Source organism: Paraburkholderia aspalathi (assembly GCF_905220735.1).
GTDB lineage: Bacteria > Pseudomonadota > Gammaproteobacteria > Burkholderiales > Burkholderiaceae > Paraburkholderia > Paraburkholderia aspalathi.
Genome location: NZ_CAJNBA010000009.1, coordinates 84960 through 107538 on the forward strand (window position 1 = coordinate 84960; position 22579 = coordinate 107538).

At 61.4% G+C, this 22579-nt stretch carries 19 protein-coding genes; 10 read left to right on the forward strand and 9 right to left on the reverse strand.

Going from position 1 to position 22579, the window contains the following annotated elements:
- Positions 1–4: 4 nt before the first annotated feature.
- From KHO30_RS33650 to garD, 5 genes are all read right to left on the reverse strand, one after another.
- Entirely contained in the window at positions 5–484 is a 480-nt protein-coding gene (locus tag KHO30_RS33650; RefSeq protein ID WP_200621969.1) for a TRAP transporter small permease, read from the reverse strand.
- A 137-nt stretch (positions 485–621) separates the two neighbouring features.
- Entirely contained in the window at positions 622–1614 is a 993-nt protein-coding gene (locus tag KHO30_RS33655; protein WP_093646447.1) for a TRAP transporter substrate-binding protein, read from the reverse strand.
- A gap of 639 nt (positions 1615–2253) precedes the next feature.
- Entirely contained in the window at positions 2254–3183 is a 930-nt protein-coding gene (locus KHO30_RS33660) for an SMP-30/gluconolactonase/LRE family protein (RefSeq protein ID WP_211703498.1), read from the reverse strand.
- The gene (locus KHO30_RS33665) at positions 3180–4022 is read right to left on the reverse strand and encodes an NAD-dependent epimerase/dehydratase family protein (protein ID WP_211703499.1); all 843 of its coding nucleotides are present in this window, start codon (positions 4020–4022) and stop codon (positions 3180–3182) included. Before KHO30_RS33665 ends, KHO30_RS33660 begins: the two co-directional genes overlap by 4 nt.
- Positions 4023–4056: 34 nt before the next feature.
- Positions 4057–5646: a galactarate dehydratase gene (gene garD / locus KHO30_RS33670; protein WP_200653857.1), complete on the reverse strand. Its 1590-nt coding sequence runs from the start codon at positions 5644–5646 to the stop codon at positions 4057–4059.
- A gap of 251 nt (positions 5647–5897) precedes the next feature.
- Between garD and kdgD the strand changes: the two genes are divergently transcribed.
- The 3 genes from kdgD (at position 5898) to KHO30_RS33685 (ending at position 9236) form a co-directional block, all read left to right on the forward strand.
- The gene (kdgD, locus tag KHO30_RS33675; RefSeq protein ID WP_093646437.1) at positions 5898–6815 is read left to right on the forward strand and encodes a 5-dehydro-4-deoxyglucarate dehydratase; all 918 of its coding nucleotides are present in this window, start codon (positions 5898–5900) and stop codon (positions 6813–6815) included.
- 126 nt (positions 6816–6941) lie between these two features.
- Positions 6942–8294 (forward strand): MFS transporter, encoded by a 1353-nt coding sequence (locus KHO30_RS33680; protein WP_200621973.1) that lies wholly within the window; start codon positions 6942–6944, stop codon positions 8292–8294.
- Between the two features lie 198 nt (positions 8295–8492).
- Positions 8493–9236, forward strand: a complete 744-nt coding sequence (locus KHO30_RS33685; RefSeq protein ID WP_054040224.1) for a FadR/GntR family transcriptional regulator — start codon at positions 8493–8495, stop codon at positions 9234–9236.
- 114 nt (positions 9237–9350) lie between these two features.
- Here the strand turns inward: KHO30_RS33685 and KHO30_RS33690 are convergent, their stop codons facing one another.
- On the reverse strand, positions 9351–10934 hold the full coding sequence (locus tag KHO30_RS33690; protein ID WP_211703500.1) for an aldehyde dehydrogenase (NADP(+)): 1584 nt from the start codon (positions 10932–10934) through the stop codon (positions 9351–9353).
- A gap of 259 nt (positions 10935–11193) precedes the next feature.
- Here KHO30_RS33690 and garL point away from each other — a divergent pair, with 259 nt between their 5' ends.
- The 3 genes from garL (at position 11194) to KHO30_RS33705 (ending at position 15386) form a co-directional block, all read left to right on the forward strand.
- Positions 11194–11994 (forward strand): 2-dehydro-3-deoxyglucarate aldolase, encoded by an 801-nt coding sequence (gene garL / locus KHO30_RS33695; protein WP_211703501.1) that lies wholly within the window; start codon positions 11194–11196, stop codon positions 11992–11994.
- A gap of 32 nt (positions 11995–12026) precedes the next feature.
- Positions 12027–12920, forward strand: a complete 894-nt coding sequence (locus tag KHO30_RS33700) for a 2-hydroxy-3-oxopropionate reductase (RefSeq protein WP_244864193.1) — start codon at positions 12027–12029, stop codon at positions 12918–12920.
- Between the two features lie 270 nt (positions 12921–13190).
- The gene (locus tag KHO30_RS33705) at positions 13191–15386 is read left to right on the forward strand and encodes a glycoside hydrolase family 28 protein (protein WP_211703503.1); all 2196 of its coding nucleotides are present in this window, start codon (positions 13191–13193) and stop codon (positions 15384–15386) included.
- A 157-nt stretch (positions 15387–15543) separates the two neighbouring features.
- Here the strand turns inward: KHO30_RS33705 and KHO30_RS33710 are convergent, their stop codons facing one another.
- Both KHO30_RS33710 and KHO30_RS33715 read right to left on the reverse strand, forming a co-directional pair.
- Complete coding sequence (locus KHO30_RS33710) at positions 15544–16836, reverse strand: MFS transporter (RefSeq protein ID WP_093646421.1); 1293 nt, start codon at positions 16834–16836, stop codon at positions 15544–15546.
- Between the two features lie 29 nt (positions 16837–16865).
- Positions 16866–17693 (reverse strand): NAD-dependent epimerase/dehydratase family protein, encoded by an 828-nt coding sequence (locus KHO30_RS33715; RefSeq protein ID WP_211703504.1) that lies wholly within the window; start codon positions 17691–17693, stop codon positions 16866–16868.
- A 419-nt stretch (positions 17694–18112) separates the two neighbouring features.
- Between KHO30_RS33715 and KHO30_RS33720 the strand changes: the two genes are divergently transcribed.
- Positions 18113–18652 (forward strand): DUF2867 domain-containing protein, encoded by a 540-nt coding sequence (locus tag KHO30_RS33720; protein ID WP_211703505.1) that lies wholly within the window; start codon positions 18113–18115, stop codon positions 18650–18652.
- Positions 18653–18735: 83 nt separating this feature from the next.
- Here the strand turns inward: KHO30_RS33720 and KHO30_RS33725 are convergent, their stop codons facing one another.
- Entirely contained in the window at positions 18736–19557 is an 822-nt protein-coding gene (locus tag KHO30_RS33725) for an alpha/beta fold hydrolase (protein ID WP_054040238.1), read from the reverse strand.
- Positions 19558–20168: 611 nt separating this feature from the next.
- On the opposite strand from KHO30_RS33725, the gene KHO30_RS33730 reads away from it, so the two are divergent.
- From KHO30_RS33730 to KHO30_RS33740, 3 genes are all read left to right on the forward strand, one after another.
- Positions 20169–20501, forward strand: coding sequence for a type II toxin-antitoxin system RelE/ParE family toxin (locus KHO30_RS33730; RefSeq protein ID WP_054040239.1), 333 nt, complete (start codon positions 20169–20171; stop codon positions 20499–20501).
- Positions 20488–20775 (forward strand): helix-turn-helix domain-containing protein, encoded by a 288-nt coding sequence (locus KHO30_RS33735; RefSeq protein ID WP_093646414.1) that lies wholly within the window; start codon positions 20488–20490, stop codon positions 20773–20775. The genes KHO30_RS33730 and KHO30_RS33735 overlap by 14 nt, the downstream gene beginning before the upstream one ends.
- Before the next feature lie 386 nt (positions 20776–21161).
- The gene (locus KHO30_RS33740; protein WP_093646412.1) at positions 21162–22574 is read left to right on the forward strand and encodes a cytochrome ubiquinol oxidase subunit I; all 1413 of its coding nucleotides are present in this window, start codon (positions 21162–21164) and stop codon (positions 22572–22574) included.
- Positions 22575–22579 lie beyond the last annotated feature (5 nt).

Here is a 22579-nt window from a genome sequence, read left to right on the forward strand (position 1 = left end):
TCTTCTATTTTTGTTTCTGTGCGAAAAGCCCCAGCAGGTTCTCGAACGAGAACAGAGCGATGCAGGCGCTGGCAATGACCGGAATCAGATATCGAAGCGCTTCCGGAAGGCCCAGGATCGGGATCTTGTCGTCCATCGTCGTTTCCGCCATCTGCCAGCAGCCGAAGAAGATCGCCACGGCCAGCACGATCAGGCAAATATGCTGGAACGCATGGGCGATCGTCTGGCCTTTCGGCGGCAGCTTCTTGACTAGCGAGTCGAGCCCGATGTGGCCGCCTTCGCGAACTTTGAGCGCGGCGCCGAACATGGCGATCACAATCACCAGCAGGAGGGCAATGGGTTCGACAAAATCCGGTGCATCGCTGAAGACATAGCGCATCACGACGCTATAAATCACCAACAGGCACAGCGTGGCGAGACTCGCCGACGCCACGATCACCAGCACGCGGAAGAGAAAATCGTTTGGGCGTTTCATGAATCTCATTGACCCCATCCTTGCATACAGCGGACTTATATTTGATCTTCAGGAATCCTGCCAAGCCTCACCGGCTCAGGAAACCGCACGGCGGGAGAAACCGGCAGCGCGCTGCACGGCCCTTCTCCACCGTGTTACGTCCAAACTTATTTGACTGCCTGGATTTCGTCGACGAGTTGCTTCATTTGCGGCGTCTTTTCATACTTCGCCCAGACCGGTTGCATCGCCTTCACGAAAGCAGGACGGTCGATCTGCGACGCGGTAACGATCGTCGCGCCGCCCTTGGTGACCGTCTTTGCCGCGTCGGCTTCACGCGCGGTCCACAGCTTGGTGTAGTAAGGCACTGAGTCGGCCGCCGCCTTCTTGATGATGTCCTGTTCCTGCGGCGTCAGCGTGTCCCACACCTTCTTGGAGAACACCAGCACTTCCGGCGTCATCGAATGCTGGGTTTCGGAATAGACCTGCGCGACTTCGAAGTGCTTGGTCTCTTCGTACGACGGCAGGTTGTTTTCCGCGCCATCCACCAGACCCGTCTTCAGGCCCGTATAGACCTCGGCGAACGGCATCGGCGTCGGCGTGCCGCCCATCGCCTTGATTTCGTCGACCATCAGATCCGACGGCTGCACGCGTACCTTGAGGCCCTTCATGTCGGCGGGCGAATGGATGGCCTTCTTCGCGTACATCGAGCGCGCGCCGCTCTCATAGAACGTCAGCGCGATCATGCCCTTCGCCTTGAAGGCGTCGAGAATCTTCTGGCCTTCCGGGCCGTACATCACCTTGCGGAAATGGTCGATGTCGCGAAACAGGAACGGCAGCGACGGAATCATCGATTCAGGCACGATCTCGTTGAACGCCGCACCGTTGGCGCGCGCCATGTCCAGTGCGCCGATACGCACCTGATCGATCGTGTCGTTTTCGGAACCCAGCGCGCTGTTGCCGAAGACCTTCACGGAATCCTTGCCACCGGTTGCCTTGCTGATTTCTTCACCCATGTATTTCACGGCCATATTGGTCGGATAGGTGTCGCCATGCACGTCCGACACGCGGAACACGCGCGCGTGTGCCGACACGGTGCTGAACGCCAGCACTGAGGCCGCGACAATCATCGAAACACGGGAAGAGGCAAACTTGTTTTTCATCGTGACATTCCTTGAAATTAGATCATCCGGATGCGGAGGGCCGCTTACGAAGGACCGCTTTCGCGGGGTCGCTTACGGAAGGCCGCTTACGGATGCGACATGGTTTTGATGCGTCTCCCGGCTCCACGCACGCAACCCCTGTGGGTAGCGAGCGGTTTGCCGTGCTGGCCTGTTCTACTTCCCCGGCACAGATGCTCAGCACTCCTGTCAGACAACTCGACTTCTTTGCTTCGACTGCTTCGGCATGAACCCCGCGCGCGTTGGTCATGCGCGTAGAGAACGCTGCCCTCTTTGTCCAGCGCTCCAAACTATCTTGAAATGAATTTGTTGGGGCTTATATGTTGTACGACGACATATGAAGTCTATAAAACGCGGTATGAGTTGTACAGCCGGTATTTACCCGCACGACAGCGGGTTAGGCGTAAAAGTTTCTGAGTCGAAATCTGGCCTCAAAGCTATACCAGAAAGGGATGCGAGCAAAATCCCCACTTCGCGGATTTATATTTTTCGTAGGGAGGAAGATGACCCGAGAGTGGCATTTTTGCCACTATGTTGTACGACAAGTGATGAATAAAAGCTGCAACTGTTGGGCGCCGACGTGCTAATTCCCCGGCGCCCCGCCTCATTCACGTCGCTTATTCAGAGTTCGCCCGCGTATTCGGGCTCAGGCAGCCCGGTCACACCGGGGCGAACGGCGAACAGGTGGCCGTCGTGTTCACTCGCACCCGTCGCGGGACGAATCGACGTCACGAACAGCGTGTCCAGATCCCGGCCGCCGAACGCGCACATCGCGGGCTTCACGGCCGGCACGGCAATCTGCCGATCGAGCTTGCCTTGCGGCGTAAAGCGCAGCAAGAGGCCGGCGTCGTTTGCGCAAATCCAGTAGCAGCCGTCCGCATCCACGGCTGCGCCGTCGGGACGACCAGCGTAATCATGCAGATCAGCGAATACGCGCCGATTGCGCGGCTCGCCCGCTTCGATGTCGTAATCGAACGCCCAGATTTGCCGGCGCAGAGGATGCGAGTCCGACAGATACATCGTGGTTCCATCCGGCGACCACGCCAGGCCGTTTTGCGTGATCAACGCGTCGACAACCGGCGCCGACAGCACGCCGCGCTCATCGAAGCGATACAGCGCGCCCGCAGGATTTGCCGCTGCCATATCCTGCACCATCGTGCCGGACCAAAAGCGCCCTTGCCGATCGCAACGGCCGTCGTTGAAGCGCATATCGTCGAAAGCGAAGTGCGGCGCGGCGAGCTTTCTGCCCGTCACCTTCATCGCTTCGCCACGGGGCGCGCCTTCAGTCAGCGTGACAGCGAAGAGCCCCGTCTCACAGCCAGCCAGGACCGTGCCGTGATGATCGAAGGCGATGCACGCCACCTTCTCCGGCAATTGCCACTCGGTGCGCTCTCCAGAATCGATCCGCTGCCGCACGATCTTTTGCGCCGGAATATCCACCCAGTAGAGCGCTTGTTCAGCGGCACGCCATACCGGGCTCTCGCCGACTGACGCGGGCGCCTGCCCTGCCGCTTCGACACGCTCCACCCGCGGGTTCGTCAAGCCGCTCACCGCTTCGGCTCCATCGGACCGGCCAGCACGAACGGGCCGCCCTGGAAATGCTGCGTCGGATCGTCGAGGTCGGTGGTGGGCGCCGTGACCGGAAAGAGGTGCTCGAACTCGATCGAACTGTCCTGCGGACGAAAACCAAGGAACGCCGCCTTGGTGTTGTCGACCCACTTGGTCCGGTTATCCGACACGCCATAAACGATTGCGTGGCCAACCCGGTTGGTGAACAGCGAGCAGCGCACCAGTTCGATAAAGTCGCGATAGCTCAGATAGGTGACGAGCATGCGCGGATTCTTCGGCTGCTCGAACGACGAGCCGATCCGCAGACACACCGTCTCGAGACCAAAGCGGTCGAAGTAATAGCGCGACAGCGATTCGCCGAAGCACTTCGTCACGCCATACAGGCTGTCGGGACGCAGCGGCGCGTCGATATCGACCACCGACGTCGTGGGATGAAAACCCACCGCATGATTCGAGCTCGCGTACACGATGCGCTTCACGCCATGCTTCTGCGCCGCCGAATAAAGGTTGTACAGGCCGCGGATATTCGCTTCGAGCAGATCTTCGAACGGCGCCTCGACGGAGATGCCGCCCAGATGCACGACCGCATCCACGCCTTCCAGCAGCGCGTGAACGGCGGCTTCATCTGCGAGGTCCACGATCGATGCTTCTTCGTGCGCCGCCACTTCGCCCAGCGGCGCGATATCGGTGACGCGCACGACATCGGCCCATGCAGCGAGCGCACCGCGCAACTGCTGGCCGAGGTTGCCGGCAGCGCCGGTGAGCAGAAGACGGCGGAAAGGTTTCTGCGCCGCCGGGCGGTCGAGGTTCGAGTCAGTCATGTCTCAGTCTTTGTCGTGATTACGATCGGTACTATCAGGTCACCGGCGCCGGATTGAATAGCGTCAACGCATTGTGGAGTTTGAGTTTCTCCGCGCACGTCTCTTTACGTCCGCTTGCGACGTCGAGCATCAGGCGGAACAGCTCCCAACCCACGTCTTCGATCGTCGCTGCGCCGGTCGCAATAGTACCGGCGTTTATATCCATCAGATCGTGCCAGCGGCGCGCGAGATCGGAGCGCGTCGCGACCTTGATGACGGGCACTTCAGCAAGGCTGTACGGCGTGCCGCGGCCGGTCGTGAATACATGCAAGTTGATGCCCGCCGCGACCTGCAGCGTGCCGCAGATGAAATCGCTCGCCGGCGTGGCTGCGTAAATCAGGCCCTTCTGCTTGACCTTTTCACCAGGCGACAACACACCGGAGATGGCCGAGTTGCCCGACTTAATGATCGAGCCCATCGCCTTTTCAACGATGTTCGACAGGCCGCCCTTCTTGTTGCCGGGCGTGGTGTTGGCGCTGCGGTCCGCGCCGCCGCGCTTCAGATAATCGTCGTACCACTGCATCTCGCGGATGATCGCAGCCGCCACGTCCGCGTTGGCCGCGCGCGCCGTCAGTTGATCGACACCGTCGCGCACTTCGGTGACTTCGGAGAACATCACCGTCGCCCCGGCGCGCACCAGCAAATCGGTAGCGAAGCCCACGGCGGGGTTGGCGGTCAGCCCGGAAAACGCATCGCTGCCGCCGCACTGCACGCCGATCACCAGATCGGAGGCCGGGCAGGTCTCGCGGCGGCGATTGTTCAGCCGCTTCAGATGGCCCTCGGCCATTCGCATGATCGACTCGATCATCGACTGGAAGCCGACGTGCGCGTCGTCCTGAAGCACCACCACGTCACCATTCAGATCGGCTTCGACGTCGCCGATGTCGGCCACTTCGGCGACATTCGCAGCAGCGGCAATCGGAATCGTGCCCGGCGGCATCAGACGTTCAGGCTGCAGCTTCTCGCAACCGAGGCTGACCATCATCACTTCGCCGCCGAAGTTCGGATTCAGGCTGATGTTGCGCACGGTGCGGATCGGCACCATTGCGTCCGGCGCGTCGATCGCGACGCCGCAACCATAGGTATGGCCGAGGCTCACTACATCGTCGACGTTTGGATAGTGCGGCAGCAGTTCTGCCTTGATACGCGTGACCGCGTGCTGAACCACGTCGGCGACGCATTGCACGGTAGTCGTAATCGCCAGAATGTTGCGCGAGCCGACCGAGCCGTCGGCATTGCGATAGCCTTCGAACGTGAAGCCTTCCAGCGGCGGCATTTCCGGCGCCTTGATGGTGGCGATCGGCAGATCTTCCAGCCCCGGCGGGCTCGGCATGCGAATCACGTGCTCGTTGATCCAACTGCCCTTCGGCAAATCCTTGAGCGCGTAACCGATCACCACGTTATAGCGGATGACTTCGTCGCCTTCCGCGAGATCGGCCAGCGCGACTTTGTGCCCCTGCGGCACACGCTCGCGCAGCGCGAGGCCATCGGGAAATACGGCGCCCTCACCCAGACCGCCGTCGTTGACGACGATCGCGACATTGTCATTGGGGTGAACGCGAATGTAGAGCGGGGTTTGTTCCATGACATCGATCCTTGTGGCGATTTCACGCCTGCTGCGCCAACCGTTGCGCCAACTGTTGCGTCAACTGTTGCGTCAATCATTCATACGTCATCCTACAACATGAAAGATTGCCCAAGCGTTCCGTATTTACCCTATGGCGCGCATTATGCCGTGAAAACACCGTTGAGTTAGCCGAATTGTTGTTGTACGATGACGTATAAGAAATCACCATTTCTAAATACTGACCCCATTCGACGCCCTGGATACTCATCATGACGACACCGCAGGAACTGAAGCAGATCGTTTCGGAAGGCCTTCTGTCCTTCCCCGTTACCGACTTCGACGAACAAGGCGATTTCCGCGCCGACACCTATGCCGAGCGCCTCGAATGGCTCGCGCCTTACGGCGCCTCGGCGCTGTTCGTCGCCGGCGGCACGGGCGAATTCTTCTCGCTCACGCATAACGACTACTCGAACGTCGTGCGTACGGCAACCGAAGTCTGCAAAGGCAAGGTACCGATTCTCGCCGGCGCCGGCGGCCCGACCCGCGTCGCAATCGCGTATGCCCAGGAAGCCGAACGTCACGGCGCGAACGGCATTCTGCTGATGCCCCACTACCTGACCGAAGCCTGCCAGGAAGGCATCGCGGCGCACGCCGAAGAAGTCTGCAAGTCCGTGCCGAACATGGGCGTAATCATCTACAACCGCGCGAACTCCAAGCTTAACGCCGACATGCTCGAAGGGCTGGCCGAGCGCTGCCCCAACCTGATCGGCTTCAAGGACGGTGTGGGCGAGATCGAGAACATGGTGTCGATCCGCCGCCGCCTCGGCGACCGCTTCTCCTATCTCGGCGGCCTGCCTACCGCTGAAGTCTACGCCGCGGCCTACAAGGCGCTGGGCGTGCCGGTGTACTCGTCGGCCGTGTTCAACTTCATCCCGAAGACCGCGATGGACTTCTATCGCGCGATTGCCGCGAACGACCACGCGACGGTCGGCAAGCTGATCGACGAATTCTTCTTGCCGTATCTGGCGATCCGCAACCGCCGCCAGGGCTACGCGGTCAGCATCGTGAAGGCCGGTGCGAAGCTGGTCGGCCACAGCGCAGGTCCGGTGCGCGCACCGCTGACCGATCTGACCGAAGAAGAAATGGCGCAACTCGACGTGCTGATCAAGAAGCTCGGCGCGCAGTAACACAGCAAGGCGCCAAGCCGTGCGAGCCTGGCCGAACCTGGCTCGAGCACGCGGCACCGTAAAGAGCGCCCGGGACGGCAACGTCACCGGGCGCTTTTTCACAGATAAAAAGTTCAGGAGATGACGATGGAAATGAGCCGCACCGCGAGCCCCGCCCATGTCGCAAAGCGCACCAAGGTCCGCTACGGGATTCTGTTGCTGATCTTTGTGATCACGACATTCAATTACGCGGACCGCGCCACGCTCTCAGTAACCGGATCCGCGATGCGCGCCGAGTTCGGTTTCGACGCGATCAGGATGGGTTACATCTTCTCCGCGTTCAGCTGGGCCTATGTTCTGTCGCAATTGCCGGCGGGGTGGCTGCTCGACCGTTTCGGCGCGCGGCGCGTCTACGCGGCGAGCATTTTCCTGTGGTCGTTGTTTACGCTGCTGCAAAGCTCGATCGGCCTGCTGGGCAGCGCAGCCGCCGCCGTCATCGCGCTGTTCGTGCTGCGCTTCGCAATGGGCGCCGCTGAATCCCCGGCGTTTCCGGCCAATGCCAAGGTCGTGGCGAGCTGGTTTCCCACCAACGAACGCGGCACTGCCTCCGCCATTTTCAATTCAGCGCAATACTTCGCAGCGGTCATTTTCACGCCGCTGATGGCCTGGCTGACCCATGCGTTCGGCTGGCACGCGGTCTACCTCGTGATGGGCGTGGCCGGACTGTTACTCGCCCTCACCTGGCTGAAGGTGATGAAGAACCCCGCCGATCACCCGCGTGTCTCGCGTGCCGAACTCGACTACATCGAACAGGGCGGCGGCGTGGTGAACGGGCACACGAAAGCAGCCCGGGCTGCGGACGTCGCCGGCACCGGTGGCTGGTCGCTCGTGCGTCAACTGCTGACCAACCGCATGCTCGTCGGCGTCTATCTCGCCCAGTACTGCATCAACGTGCTGACCTACTTCTTCCTGACCTGGTTTCCGATCTACCTCGTGCAGGCGCGCGGCATGACGATTCTGCAGGCGGGTCTGGTGGCGTCGCTGCCGGCGATCTGCGGATTCTCCGGCGGCGTGCTGGGCGGCATCCTGTCCGATGGGCTGATCCGGCGCGGGCATTCGCTCACCATCGCGCGCAAGGTGCCGATTGTCGGCGGCATGCTGCTGTCGGTGTGCATCATCGGCTGCAACTATGTGTCGACCGACTGGATCGTCGTCGCGCTCATGTCGCTCGCGTTCTTCGGCAAGGGCATCGGCGCACTCGGCTGGGCCGTGGTGGCTGATACATCGCCGAAAGAGGCACTCGGTCTGTCGGGCGCGATCTTCAATATGTTCGGCAATGTCGCCGGCATCGTGACGCCTATCGTTATCGGCTATCTCGTCGCGAAGACCGGGTCGTTTAACGGCGCGCTGGTTTTCGTCGGCCTGAATGCCCTGCTGACGGTGTTCAGCTACCTCGTGATCGTGAAAGACATCAAACGGGTCGAACTGCGCCGAGGCTAGCAGTCAGGCTGTTATCGTACTTCCCGGGGCGCCTGCAAATTAACGCGGCTTGTCCGCCAGGCGCCTGAAACCGGGCATCGACGCCAGGTCCGACACCGATGCCGAAATTGATCCGGCGTTTATATAATCAGTCGTCAGACGACGGTATAATGAATCGCAAGAAGTACCTGCAACTATCTGATTCAAGGGGCGTTTTCGATGGCTACACCACTGGCATCCGCAGCACCGCCACGGCGCGCGCGCAATCTTGCCGAGTTTGTCGTCAGCTACGTCACCGAGCAAATCGCGTCTAACGCCTTGAAGCCCGGCGACAAACTGCCGACCGAATCGCAATTGATGGTCACGCTGAGCGTGAGCCGCACCGTCATCCGTGAAGCGATTTCACGCTTGCAGGCAGGCAAGATCATCGAGACGCGCCATGGCATCGGCAGTTTCGTGCTGGAACCGCAGCGCGAAAAGCTGGGCATCGACATGGTGCCCGCCACCACCTTGCGCGACGTACTGTCGATTCTGGAACTGCGCATCAGCCTTGAAACGGAATGCGCGGGTCTCGCCGCTCAACGGGCCAAACCAGACGACCTCGCGCGCATGCGCGCCGCGCTCGACGCGATCGAAGCCACCCGCCACAACGGGCTGGATAGCGTCGATGCCGACTTGCAATTCCATATCTCCGTGGCGCGCGCAACCGGCAACCGCTATTTCGTCGACATCCTCACGCAAATGGGCAGCGCGCTGATTCCGCGCAACCGGCTCGACTCGGCGGGGATCGCGCGTGCTGAACCCGACGCGTATCTGTCGCTCGTCAACCTGGAGCACGAAAGCATTCTCGAGGCGATCACGCGGCACGACGCAGAAGGCGCGCGCGCGGCGATGCGCATGCACCTGTCGAATAGCCGCGAGCGGCTGCGGCGCGCCAACGAAGCGGCTGAGGCAAACAGCTGATTCCTTGCGCTGAGCAAGGTCTGATTCATCACGCTGAATGCAAAAATGGCCGGGATATCCCGGCCATTTTTTTGTCTCATGCGGCGCCCACTTGGGCGCCGCTCACGGCTTCGCTTAGCTGCGCGTGATCTCGCCGTCACGACGACGCCACAGGTCCAGCGGGTTGGCGTCGGCCAGCGCTTCCGGCAGCAGATCGGCCGGGAAATCCTGATAGCACACCGGACGCAGGAAGCGCTCGATCGACGTCGTCCCCACTGACGTCGCCCGGCTATCGGACGTCGCCGGGAACGGGCCGCCATGCACCATCGCGTGCGAAACCTCGACGCCGGTCGGGAAACCGTTGACCAGAATCCGGCCGGCCTTGCGCTCGAGAATCGGCACCAGCTTCTTCGCCGCCGCGAGATCCGCGCTATCCATTTGCACTGTGGCGGTCAGTTGACCATCGAAGTGTTCGGCGACAGCGAGCAACTCCTGCTCGTCCTTGCAGCGCACGATGGTCGAGGCGGGCCCGAAAACTTCGTCCTCCAGTGCCGGCGTGGACAGGAAGGTCTGCGCGTCGGTCACGAACAAGGCCGCACAAGCCTGCGTCGGTCCTGTCGCGTCAATGCCGCGGGCAGCCGCCTCGACGCCGCGCGTCGCCGCCAGCTTGTCCTCGCCTTCTTCATAGGCCGCGTGAATGCCGGCAGTCAGCATGGTCTGCGCCGGCTTGCCGCTCAGCGCCTCGGACGCCGTTGCAACGAAGCCTTTAAGTGCATCGCTGTCGATGGCGATCGCGAGCCCCGGGTTGGTACAGAACTGCCCCGCGCCGAGCACCAGCGAATCGACGAAGCCACGCGCGATGGTCTCACCGCGTTGCGACAGCGCATTCGACAGGAGAAACACCGGGTTGATGCTGCTCATTTCCGCGTAGACCGGAATCGGCTCGGCCCGGGCAGCCGCGACGCGCATCAGCGACGTACCGCCTGCGCGCGAACCCGTGAAGCCCACCGCCTTGATCGCCGGATGCGCGACCAGCGCTTCACCGACCGAATTGCCGGCGCCGACGATCATCGAGAACACGCCTTCCGGCAGGTCCATATCCTGCGCGACTTGCTGAATCACACGGCCGACCATCTCCGAGGTGCCCAGGTGAGCGCGATGCGCCTTCACCACCACCGGGCAGCCCGCCGCGAGCGCCGCAGCGGTATCGCCGCCCGCCACTGAAAACGCGAGCGGGAAGTTGCTGGCGCCGAACACGGCGACCGGGCCCAGCGGAATCTTTTGCATCCGCAGGTCGGAACGCGGCAGCGGCTTGCGCTCGGGCAACGGTGAATCGAGCGTGGCGGCGAGCCATTGGCCGGCGCGTACGACTTGCGCGAACAGTTTGAGCTGGCCAGTCGTGCGGCCGCGCTCGCCTTCGAGGCGCGCCTTCGGCAAGCCGGACTCTTCGTGCGCACGCTGGATCAGCGCGTCGCCGAGCGCCGTGATGCCGTCCGCGATACGCTCTAGAAACTCGGCGCGCACCGTGAGCGGCAGATGCCGGTACGGGTCGAACGCTTTCTGTGCGAGTTCACAGGCAAGCTCGACATTCGCGACCGAGCCACTGCCGAACACCGGCTCGGCGATGTCGGATCCCGTGGCGGGATTGAACGCGCGCAAGGGTTTTTCCTCGCCGCGCACTGCTTTGCGGCCAATCAGCATGTCGCCGGTAATAGACATTTCGCTTTCCTTGGATGGACATCTTAGATATAGGTCATCCTACAACATTGAGTAACCTATGCGCAACCTGAAACCCTTGCTCAGCGAGGAATTCGGGTTTACGTGGCCGTTACAACCAATCGGTCCGATGCTAATCTTCATTAAGATGTACGACGACCTATAACATTTCAATCAGTAAACGTCGGAGCTTGCCCGCTTATATCTGCCAGCTTATTTGCCAGTTTACCTGCCCGCTCAATCGCAGCTCGAGGAGACACCCATGACAGCCGCCACGCCTTACCAGCCTTTGCCCAATAGCTTTCGCCGCGCCGTCTGCGGCGGCGAAACCCTGATCGGCTGCTGGGCTTCGCTTGCCAGCCCGATTGCTACGGAGCTGCTTGGCATTGTCGGCTTCGACTGGATGCTGCTGGATGCCGAGCACGCACCGAACGACGTTCTGACGCTGATCCCCCAGCTGATGGCGCTCAAGGACAGCTCGAGCGCGCCGGTGGTGCGCCCCCCGGCCAACGATAGCGTCTTCATCAAACGGCTCCTCGACAGCGGTTTCTCGAATTTTCTGGTGCCGTTCGTCGATAGCGCCGAAGACGCGGTGCGCGCTGTCGCCGCGACGCGTTACCCGCCGCAGGGTATCCGCGGCGTCTCGGTGAGCCAACGAGGCAATCGCTATGCGACCGTCGCTAATTACTTCGATATCGCCAACGACAACGTCTGCGTCATCGTTCAGATCGAGAGCCGCAAGGCGGTCGATAATATCGACGAGATCCTCGCCGTGGACGGCGTCGATGCCGTATTCGTCGGACCGTCCGATCTTGCGGCTGCCTACGGCCACATCGGCAACCCGAACCATGCCGACGTGCAACAGGCCATAGCGCGCGTCTTCGAGCGCGCACAGGCGGCCGGCAAGCCGAGCGGCATCCTCGCGCCCGTGCAGGCCGACGCGGAGCGCTATATCTCGATGGGCTGCCGCGTCATCGCGGTCTGTGCCGATATGGGGCTGCTGAAAGCCGCCGCGCAGACCGTTCAAAAACACTTCATGCAGAAACAGGCGGACCGGAAGTAAGGACGGCCGCCATGACATCTCCGGAGATTTCCATGCAAAAAGCAGGCTTTATCGGACTCGGCATCATGGGCAAGCCCATGGCCGCCAACCTTCTCAAGAACGGCGTCGCCCTCGCGGCGTTTACGCGCAGCGGCGTTCCCAACGAACTCACCCAGGCCGGCGCCGTCGCGTGTGACAGCCCGGCCGCCGTGGCCGCGCATGCCGACGTGATCTTCGTCATGGTGCCGGATACGCCGGACGTCGAACGCGTGCTGTTCGGCGAACACGGTCTCGCCGAGGCCTTGCGCCCCGGACAGACGGTGGTCGACATGAGCTCGATTTCGCCGATGGCCACTCGCGACTTCGCAGCCCGCGTCCGTGAGCGCGGCGCGGACTATATGGACGCACCCGTTTCAGGCGGCGAGGTCGGCGCCAAGGCCGGTTCGCTGACCATCATGGTGGGTGGCGAGCCGGCGACCTTCGATAGCGTCAAACCACTCTTCGACATGATGGGCAAGAACGTCACGCTGATCGGCGCCGTCGGCGCGGGCCAGGTGTGCAAGGTGGCCAATCAGGTCATCGTCGCCGCGACGATCGAGGCCGTCGGCGAAGCGCTGCTGCTCGCCTCCAAAGCCGGTGTCGATCCGGCGCGTGTACGCGAAGCACTGATGGGCGGCTTTGCGTCCTCGCGCATTCTCGAAGTACACGGTGAACGGATGACGAAGCGCACCTTCGACCCGGGCTTCCGGATCGAGCTCCACCAGAAGGATCTGAATCTCGCGCTCTCGACGGCCCAGGCGCTCGGCGTCTCATTGCCGAATACAGCCACCTGCCAGCAGCTCTTCAACGCCTGCGTGGCGCATGGCGGCAAAGCATGGGATCACTCCGCCATGGTGCGCGCGCTCGAAATACTCGCCAATCACGAGATCGGCCAGAAGACCGCTTAAGCCCGCAAGTCCAATTCGCAGCGCCGTTTCCGCCTGCTCTATGTAAATAGAGAAGATGGAACGGCGCACGCCGCGTTGGGCGTCCCAGCGAATCTTCACAGCAACCCAACCACACTCATCAACAAAGTTTTATTACAAATATTAAGGATGACTGACGGCCATGCAAATGGGTTCGATATTCGCCGCTTAATCAAGCGACGGATTGAAGAGGCATGGCCCATCGAAAACTGACGATCACTTACAACGCCCGCAAAGGGCAAGGAGACATCCGTGGCATCTAAAGATAAAAACAACGGCAAGCCGGCGACATCGAGAATCCGCAGCCAGGACGAACCCAACTCACCTAAACGCAGAGCGTTTATCGTGCTCGCGGGAACCTCCGCGGGCGCAACCCTGCTAGGCGGACTGTCCGCCTGCGGCGGCAGCAGCGGCTCTTTAAGCGCTACGACACCCGTGTCGACTACGCCAACCGCAGCTGCGGACCCAATCTGGGGACCAACCGGCCAGGCAACGGCGATTATCAACAAGCTTGCGGGCATCACCACGTCGACGTTCCCCGCGGTTGATTTCCAGGTGACGGGCTACGGCGCACGGACGCTGCCGGCGTCCGCCTTGATCCAGGCAAGCGCGTGGCCCGGTGGCGCGATTTCATGGGTGACGGGCTCGCAGGCCGCGACGTCGCCGCAAAGCCCCGGCTCGAACGTGATGGTGCCCTGGGATATGACGGACACCGCCTATGATTCGTGCTCCGCGTTCAATGCCGCGATTCAGGCCGCGCATGCGGTGGGCGGCGGGCGCGTGGTGGTGCCTGCGGGCAACTGGTACTGCGGCGGCCCAATCGTTCTCCTGAGCAACGTGAATTTCCATTTGAGTTCCGGTTGCACGATCTATTTCAGCCCGAACCCGGCTGACTACGCGAAGAATGGTCCGTACCCGACTGCGAACGGCAATCTATACTGGACGCGCTGGCAAGCGAACGACTGCCTGAACTTCGGCTCGCCGATCTATGCGTACCAGCAGAACAACATCGCGCTGACCGCCGACGACAACACCTGCGTTCTGAACGGTCAGGCAATGACGCCGATGCAGTTGAGCACCAAGCCGCCAACGTCATGCTGGTGGACCTTCAAGGGCACGAGCAGCGCGTACGGTTACGTGAAACCGGCTTCGGGAGGCACACCGGTTTCGCAAGCCGACGCCAACACGGGCACCACCTCCTACCCGGGCAACGCCGGCACCTACCCGGCCAGCACTGCCCTGACGAGTCTGCCCGCGGCCCAGGTCACGAATCCGCAAGCCAACGTGTCGTTCACGAATCAGGATGGCACGACGACGACGCTGATGAACCTGCTCACGGTTTCGGGCTGGAATCAGGACCAGAACTACCTGCCCGCGCTGTCGGAACTCGGCGTGCCGGTCGTTAATCGCGTCTTCGGCCTCGGCCACTTTCTGCGTCCATGCATGGTCGAATTCATCGGCTGCACCAATGTGCTGCTGCAGAATTACCACACGCAGAACACGCCGTTCTGGCAGCACCATCCGACCGATTGCACGAACGTGGTGATCGACGGCGTGTTTGCCGACAGCATCGGCCCGAACAACGACGGCTTCGACCCGGATGCGTGTAACAACGTGCTGGTGCAGAACGTTCAGTTCAATACCGGCGACGACTGCATCGCGATCAAATCCGGCAAGTGCCTCGACACGGAGTACGGCCCGATGCAGAACATCGTGGTCCAGAACTGCACGATGCAGAGTGGCCACGGCGGCCTCACGATCGGCAGCGAAATGAGCGCGGGCGTGGAAAACGTCTACGCACGCAATCTGACGATGCAGAACGAGAATTGGGCGACCAATCCGCTGAATATCGCGCTTCGCTTCAAGACCAACATGAACCGTGGCGGCTTCATCAACAACGTATGGATCAATGGTGTAACGCTGGCCAATGGCGTGAATCTGGCGGGGAAATACGGCGGCGGCGCGCTGGGCTCGAGCGTTCCGGGTTCGATCCCCGGTACGGGCACGGTCGGTCTCGCGGCAAACCCGTCTACCGGACAGGGCGGCCTGATCACGTTCGACTGCGATTACAGCCCCTCGGGCGATTCGGTGCGCTGGAACCCGGCGACGATCAACAACGTCAACATCACGAACGTGAACGCGACCAACGTGTCGGGTACGGTGAGTTACGCGATGCCGACAGGCTTCTCCGCGACATCAGCCTCATGCTTCCAGGCGATCATCGCGCAGGGGCCGGTCGCTGCGGACTATAACGGTCCGCTACCCGTGCCGACGGCGCAGCCGATTACCGGCGTAACGATCTCGAACTGCAACCTCGGAACGCCGATCTGCGTGGGCCCCGCAACGACGACTACGCCAGGGCCGGTCTTTGTGAGCAACGTGAAATCCATCACGCTCAGCAATGTGGTGATCGGCGGCGTCACGTATAACAGCTCGCTGGTAGGCTGATGGGCAAGCGGTCTCCGGCATGCGTCATGCTGGAGACCTTACGTCGACCGTCGATCAGCGTTAAGGGTTAAAGCGCGAGGTAAAACAAATGGCGGCGCCCTCGGGCGCCGCCATTTTCATTACCCGACGCCATTCGCGGCCCGGGCCTAACCGTGACTCACTTGGCCGCTACAGTCGCTGCCACCCAGCGCGGGTCGATCGTCTTATCACCGCTTCGGGCCAGCAGGCACACCACAGCAGCCGCAATAATGTCGAACACAGCCAGCACCACGAACAACGGGCTGTAGCCGATCTGCGTGACCAGCACGCCGAACAGCGCCGTGAACGCCGCCGCGCCCAGGTAACCCGCCATGCCGCCCATGCCTGTCGCAGTGGCAACTTCGTTCTTGCCGAACATGTCGGAGGTAATCGCGTACAACGCACCCGACAGGGTCTGGTGAGCAAAGCCGCCAACGCACAGCAGCGCGACGGCCGCATAAGGACTTGCCACCAGCCCGACGCAAGCCGGCCCGATCATGCAGAGCGCGCCAACAACGAACACCATCTTGCGCGACGTGAACAGCGATACCTTCGCGTACTTATGAAACAGCGGGCTGAGGTAACCGCCAAGCACGCAACCGATATCCGCGGCGAGAAAAGGCATCCACGCGTACAGCGCGACTTCCTTCAGGTTCATGTGCCGCTCGGTCATCATGTACAGCGGAATCCACGCGTTGAAGGTCTGCCAGGCCGGCTCGGAAAGAATCCGCGGAATGCCGATTGCCCAGAAGTCGCGGCTGCCGAGCATGGAAGCCCAACTGCGTTTAACCGCGCCGGCGTCGCTGTGCTTTGCCTCCTGCCCGCTGAGGATGTAATCGCGCTCGGTGTCGCTCAACAGCTTCTGTTTCTGCGGATGCTTGTACAGCAGCATCCACAGCGCGCTCCAGACAATCCCCGCCACGCCGACGATCAGGAAAGCCCATTGCCATTGACCGTGCAACAGCGCCCAAACGACCAGCGGCGGCGCAAGCAGTGCGCCTACGGACGAGCCGATATTGAACCAGCCGATCGCAACGGAACGCTCCTTGGCCGGAAACCACTCGCTCGTCGCCTTGACGCCGGCCGGGATGCCCGCCGCTTCGGCGATACCGAGCACGCCACGGAAGAACGCCAGGCTGCGCCAGCCCGTCGACCATGCCGCCGCAGCGCATGCCAGCGACCAGGCCAGCGCGAACGCCGCGAAGCCGATCTTGGTGCCGACGGTGTCGAGCACATAGCCCGCGACCGGTTGCATGAACGCATAGCAAAGTTGCCACGCCACCACGACATGCGAATACTGCGCGGTGGTGATGTTGAGATCCTTCATCAGCGTCGGCGCCGCCACCGACAACGTATTGCGCGCGAGGTAATTGATGATGAGCCCGGCCGCGACCAGGCTGACCATCCACCAGCGGATGCCCTTGATTTTCATGACTGCGTCTCCTCGTATTCCTTAATCAATCAGGACGGCTGGCCTGCGGTGTCGCTGCTCGCTGCGTCGTCGCGCGAGTAATCGATGCCGACGAAGCTGCCGCCCTGGTAACGCTGACCCAAGGCATCGAGCGGATTCGGCCGTGCCAGGATTTCCTCGGCGTAGGCTTCGGCGTCCTGGGTCGGTTGATAACCGAGGCGCTCGGCGCCGCTGTTGTCCCACCAGCTACGTGTGTTGGCTGACACGCCCCACACGGTGATGAAGCCGATGTCCTCTGCCTCGACACAGCGGTCGAGGAAATGCAGCAGATCGCGATGACCGAACCAGGTGCTCAGGTGTCGCTGCTCGGTGGGCCGCTCGAGGCAACTGCCGATGCGCACGCAAACACTCTCAATGCCGTGCTTGTCCCAATACATTCTTGCCAGTGCTTCACCCCACACCTTGCTCAGGCCGTAGAAACCGTCCGGACGCAGTGCGCAATCGAGGCTGAGATGCTCGGTGACCGGATACATGCCGATCGCGTGATTCGAGCTGGCAAACACCACCCGCCGAACGCCTTGCCGACGCGCGCCTTCATACACCTCGACCAGCGCGCGCAGGTTGTTGTCGATGATTTCGGGCAGCGGACGTTCCACGCTCGTGCCGGCGAAGTGAATCAGCACGTCGACACCATTCAGCAGGCGATCCACAACGGCGGGATCGCGCAGGTCGCCGTGCATCACGTCCTCGCCTTCCACCAGCGGCACGAGGGGCTTCGAACCCGCCGCCGAACGCAAGGGGATGCCGCGGCCGACCAGCGCCGTCCGCACTACCGAGCCGAGCTGGCCGCCGGCTCCACTCAGGGCAATCTTCTTCATAAGGATCCTTTACAGCGCCGCGCGCGATTAGAGCCGGTGGACGGCAAGCAGTCGAGCCGTGGCGGCAACGGGCTGGAACCAGCCCTTAGTTGTACGATAACGTACTATCTTCGATTCCAAGGTGGATTTCAACCAGGCATTTACCCGTACAAATTTGACATGTATGGCGATTTGCCTTTTGCAAACAAACACATACGTCGCCACTAATTTATGTGACGTCGTATAACTTGATGCGCATATTGATGCCTGCCGCATACGTCATCCAGCGCATGCGGCCGGTTGCCGCAATAGACACCGATGCTTGAGCGCGCGCCGTCGAGCACGCGTAGACTTGACGCGCAAGTGCGCGATCGAACTGCGGCACCCCGCGGCGAAATCGCCCTGTCCACCTCGATCTCTTTTCGGCGCAGCACCTTCCTATGCCAGATGCCAACCGTTCCGTGCTTTCCGTTGCCGTGCCGGCCGAATCCGGCGTGGCCCGCATGTACGATGCCCCGGACCTCGCAGACGCGTACGCCGTCCGCTTGCCGGACAACGCAATCGACGACCCGGAATTGCTCGCGCGCTTTATGTTTGCCCATCAGGCGGGATGGATCGCGAAACTGCTGGGGCTGCGCGATGCGTTAGTCGCCCGCTTCGGGCTCAAGACGGCGAAGCAGTTGCGCATGGTGAATCCACCCGGCTCAAGTGATCGGGTCGACTTCTTCCGAATCTACGCGCGCAGCACACGCGAGATCATTCTTGGCGAGAACGACAGCCATCTGGACTTCCGGCTTTCGGTATTGCAGCAAACGCGCGATACGCACGAGGGCAGCGCGCGCTATCTGATTCTGTCCACGGTCGTGCACTGTCACAACGGGCTTGGGCGTTTTTATATCCTTGCCATCGCTCCGTTCCACCGTCTGGTGGTTCGCTCGACGTTGCGCCGAGCGGCGCGTATTGGCTGGCCAACTGTTTGACCGGTGGCTGCCGTACGCGGGTATGGGTGTACGGCCAGCGCGGAACAATCGCCCCTCGCCGCCGCACTTGCTACATCAACGCATTACGAGCCGATGAACTCCAGTAGATCGGCATTCACCTTATCCGCTTCCACCGTGCACATGCCGTGCTGCCCGCCCGGGTAGACCTTGAGCGTGGCGTTCTTCACGATCTTCGCCGTCTTGCGGCCTGCGGCATCGATCGGCACGATCTGGTCGTCGTCGCCATGCAATACCAGAGTCGGCACGTCGATCTTCTTCAGGTCTTCCGTGTAGTCGACTTCGGAGAACTGTTTGATGCAGTCGTACAAGCCCTTGATCGACCCGACCATGCCTTGTGCCCAGAACGAATCGATCACGCCTTGCGACACCTTCGCGTTCGGACGGTTATAGCCGTAAAACGGCAACGCAAGATCCTTGAAGAACTGCGAGCGATCCGCCTCGACACCCTTGCGGATGCCGTCGAACACGTCGATCGGCGTGCCCTCCGGATTGCCCTCAGTCTTCAGCATCAGCGGCGGCACCGCGCCGATCAGCACAGCCTTCGCGACACGTTTCGTACCGTGACGGCCGATGTAGTGCGCGACCTCCCCGCCGCCGGTCGAATGGCCGACCATCGTGGCGTCCTGCAGGTCGAGGTGTTCAATCAGCGCGGCGAGATCGTCGGCATAGGTGTCCATATCGTTGCCGTCCCACGTCTGCGCTGAACGGCCATGGCTGCGCCGGTCGTGCGCGATCACGCGAAAGCCTTTGCTGCCGAGGAACAGCATCTGCGCGTCCCATGCATCTGCGGATAACGGCCAGCCGTGCGAGAAAACAACCGGGCGCCCTTTGCCCCAATCCTTGTAGAAAATTTCCGTACCGTCTTTCGTGGTGATCGTGCTCATCTGTCGACTCCTTTTGGATGAAGTCTGCCGTCACTGGCAGGTGGATGAAGCGTGACGCTCAAACCGGTCGGGCAGCACAAGCCGTGCCGCCCAACGAAAACCGTTAACAGCGAATGCAGGACGAACTCGACGCGCGTGAGTGGCATGCGAGGGAAACGACCAGTCGATGCACGATGAGACGCTTGCTCAAGCATGACACGGTCTGCAACGCATTTTGATGACGGGCGCACGAAGAACCAGTCGGTTCACGTGGTATTCGAAATGACTATCAGGAATGAAACTGGATGGCGATGCGGCGCGCATCCATTTCGAGCATGTGACAACGCTGAAGGAGCCGCCGGTTAGCTGCTTGCATGTTAGAAGCAAACTAGCCTGTTGGCTAGCTAACCGGCTAATAGAAAGTCGGCGCGAACGGCGTTATTGTCGGACGGTGACGAATGACCCTGGTTGCGCCAACGCCGTTGTAACCGCTCATCGCGGTCCTGCTTTCGCCCTCTTCCTGTCGTTCGATTTCCTGCCAGGCAATGCGCCCAGTTTTTGCTGACTGACAGCAACAAACTGCGAGGTGGCTTGCTTGCGCGTTAATAACATATTTGTTATCATTGAATCCAATGGCATTTACGATCGACTTCTACAACGAAAAGGTCAAAGTGAACGTTGCTTCCCTGCCGAAAACGCTGCTTGCACGCTTCATCGCGTTGGCCGATCGCATGGAGGAATACGGACCGAATCTCGGCGAGCCGCACACCGCATCAATGGGTGGTGGCTTGTTCGAAATGCGCCTCAAAGGTGCGGAAGGCATCGCCAGAGTGTTCTACTGCTCGATCGTGGAACGGAAAATCGTCATGCTTCACAGCTTCGTGAAGAAGTCGCAACAAACGCCGCGCAACGAACTGGACGTCGCGCGCAAAAGACTGCTGGAGATCAGAAATGGCAACCTATAAGGCAATGCGCGAGCAGGCGCTCGCCGATCCCGAAGTACGCGCCGAATACGAGCGGCTGAACCGCGAAGAATTCGCGCTGCTCGACCAGATGCTCGCCGCGCGCCGCGAAGCCGGCCTGACGCAAGCGCAAGTCGCCGAGCGCATGGGCACGAAAGCGCCGGCCATCACCCGGCTGGAACGCGCGCTTGCGTCGGGGCAGCATTCGCCTTCTGTCGATACGCTGCGCAGATACGCGGCCGCGTGTGGCAAGCAGCTGTTTATCTCGATCGCCTAGGCTTCGCCGCGCGCTGTTGAGCGCCCGCGCCGCCTGGTGCGGCGATCTCTTGCTGACTGACATGACTGGAATGCGGCATCCGCAGCGCAGGACTTAACCACGAAGACGCCAGAGCCACGTTGTTGCAGCGCGGTCTATTGCCGCAGTTCCGCGCAGACCCCGGGAGACGCACGCAAGGACGTACTCAGGAAAACTTGATACCTATCAAGGCTTTGCCGTCTCAAAAACGAAAATACGTGCAAAACAACGTGGTTTTTTGACGCACGTCGCATTGCAGCAAAAATTTTCCTCATCCCCTACTCTTGCGCCATCTGCCCAGCGCAGTGCGCACCGACAACGGTCGACGCGCGTAGTCCGCCCTCCCGGGCGTCACGACCTTCACGCTCATGAACTCCGCAATCTCGGCCTTCGATCTCGCCCGCATTCAGTTTGCGTTCACTGTTTCGTTTCACATTGTTTTTCCGGCGCTCAGCATCGGCCTCGCCAGTTTTATCGCTGTCCTCGAATGGCGCTGGCTGAAAACCGGCAAGGCGTACTACAAAGATCTTTGCCTGTTCTGGTCGAAGATCTTCGCAGTCGCCTTTGGGATGGGCGTCGTGTCCGGCGTCGTGATGAGCTATCAGTTCGGCACCAATTGGTCTGGCTTCTCCAGTTTCGCGGGGCCCATCACCGGACCTCTTCTGATGTACGAGGTCATGACCGCGTTCTTCCTCGAAGCGGGCTTCCTCGGCATCATGTTGTTCGGCTGGCAGCGCGTGAGTCCGCGCGCCCACTTCGGCGCCACGCTGATGGTGGCGATCGGCACGCTGATCTCAACCTTCTGGATCCTCGCGTCCAATAGCTGGATGCAAACGCCGCAAGGCTTTGAAGTCGTCGACGGCCACGTCGTGCCGCTCGACTGGTTCAAGATCATTTTCAATCCGTCGTTCCCGTACCGGCTTGCGCATATGGCGCTCGCGGCATTCATTGTCGCGGGGCTGGTGGTGTCGGCGGTGGGCGCATGGCATCTGCTGCGCGGCCGGCGCGATCCTGCCGTCAAGAAGATGTTTTCGATGGCGCTCTGGCTGCTCCTGATCCTCACGCCGATCCAGGCATTCGTCGGCGATCAGCATGGTTTGAACACGCGCAAATATCAGCCGGCCAAGATCGCCGCGATCGAAGGTCTGTGGGAAACCGAGAAAGGCGGCACCGCGCTGAATCTCTTCGGCATTCCTGATATGCAGGCGGAGACCACGCGTTATGCCGTATCGATTCCGCACCTTGGCAGTTTGATCCTCACGCATAGCTGGGATGGCGAAATTCGCGGCCTGAAGGAATTCCCGCCGCAAGACCGACCGAACTCGACAGTAGTGTTCTGGAGCTTCCGCATCATGGCCGGGCTCGGCGTGCTGATGATCCTGATGTCGCTGGCCGCATGGGTGCTGCGCCGTCGCGAACGCCTGTTCGAAGCGAAGTGGTTCCAGCGCGTCGCCGTGGCCATGGGACCGACCGGCTTCATTACGTTGCTGGCGGGTTGGGTCACCACGGAAGCAGGCCGGCAACCGTGGGTGGTGTACGGCGTCATGCGCACTTCGCAGGCCGTATCGCCGCTCACCACGCAGCAGGTCGGCATCTCGCTGATGGCCTTCGTGGTCGTCTACTTCCTCGTGTTCGGCACCGGCATCTACTACATGCTCAAACTGATGCGCTCGGGTCCGGCACTGCCGGGACAGACACCGCACGGCGTGGCTGAGCACATGCCGAATCAGACCGCGCGCCGCCCGCTGTCCGCCGCCGATCACATGATCGACGCCGCCTAACCTCA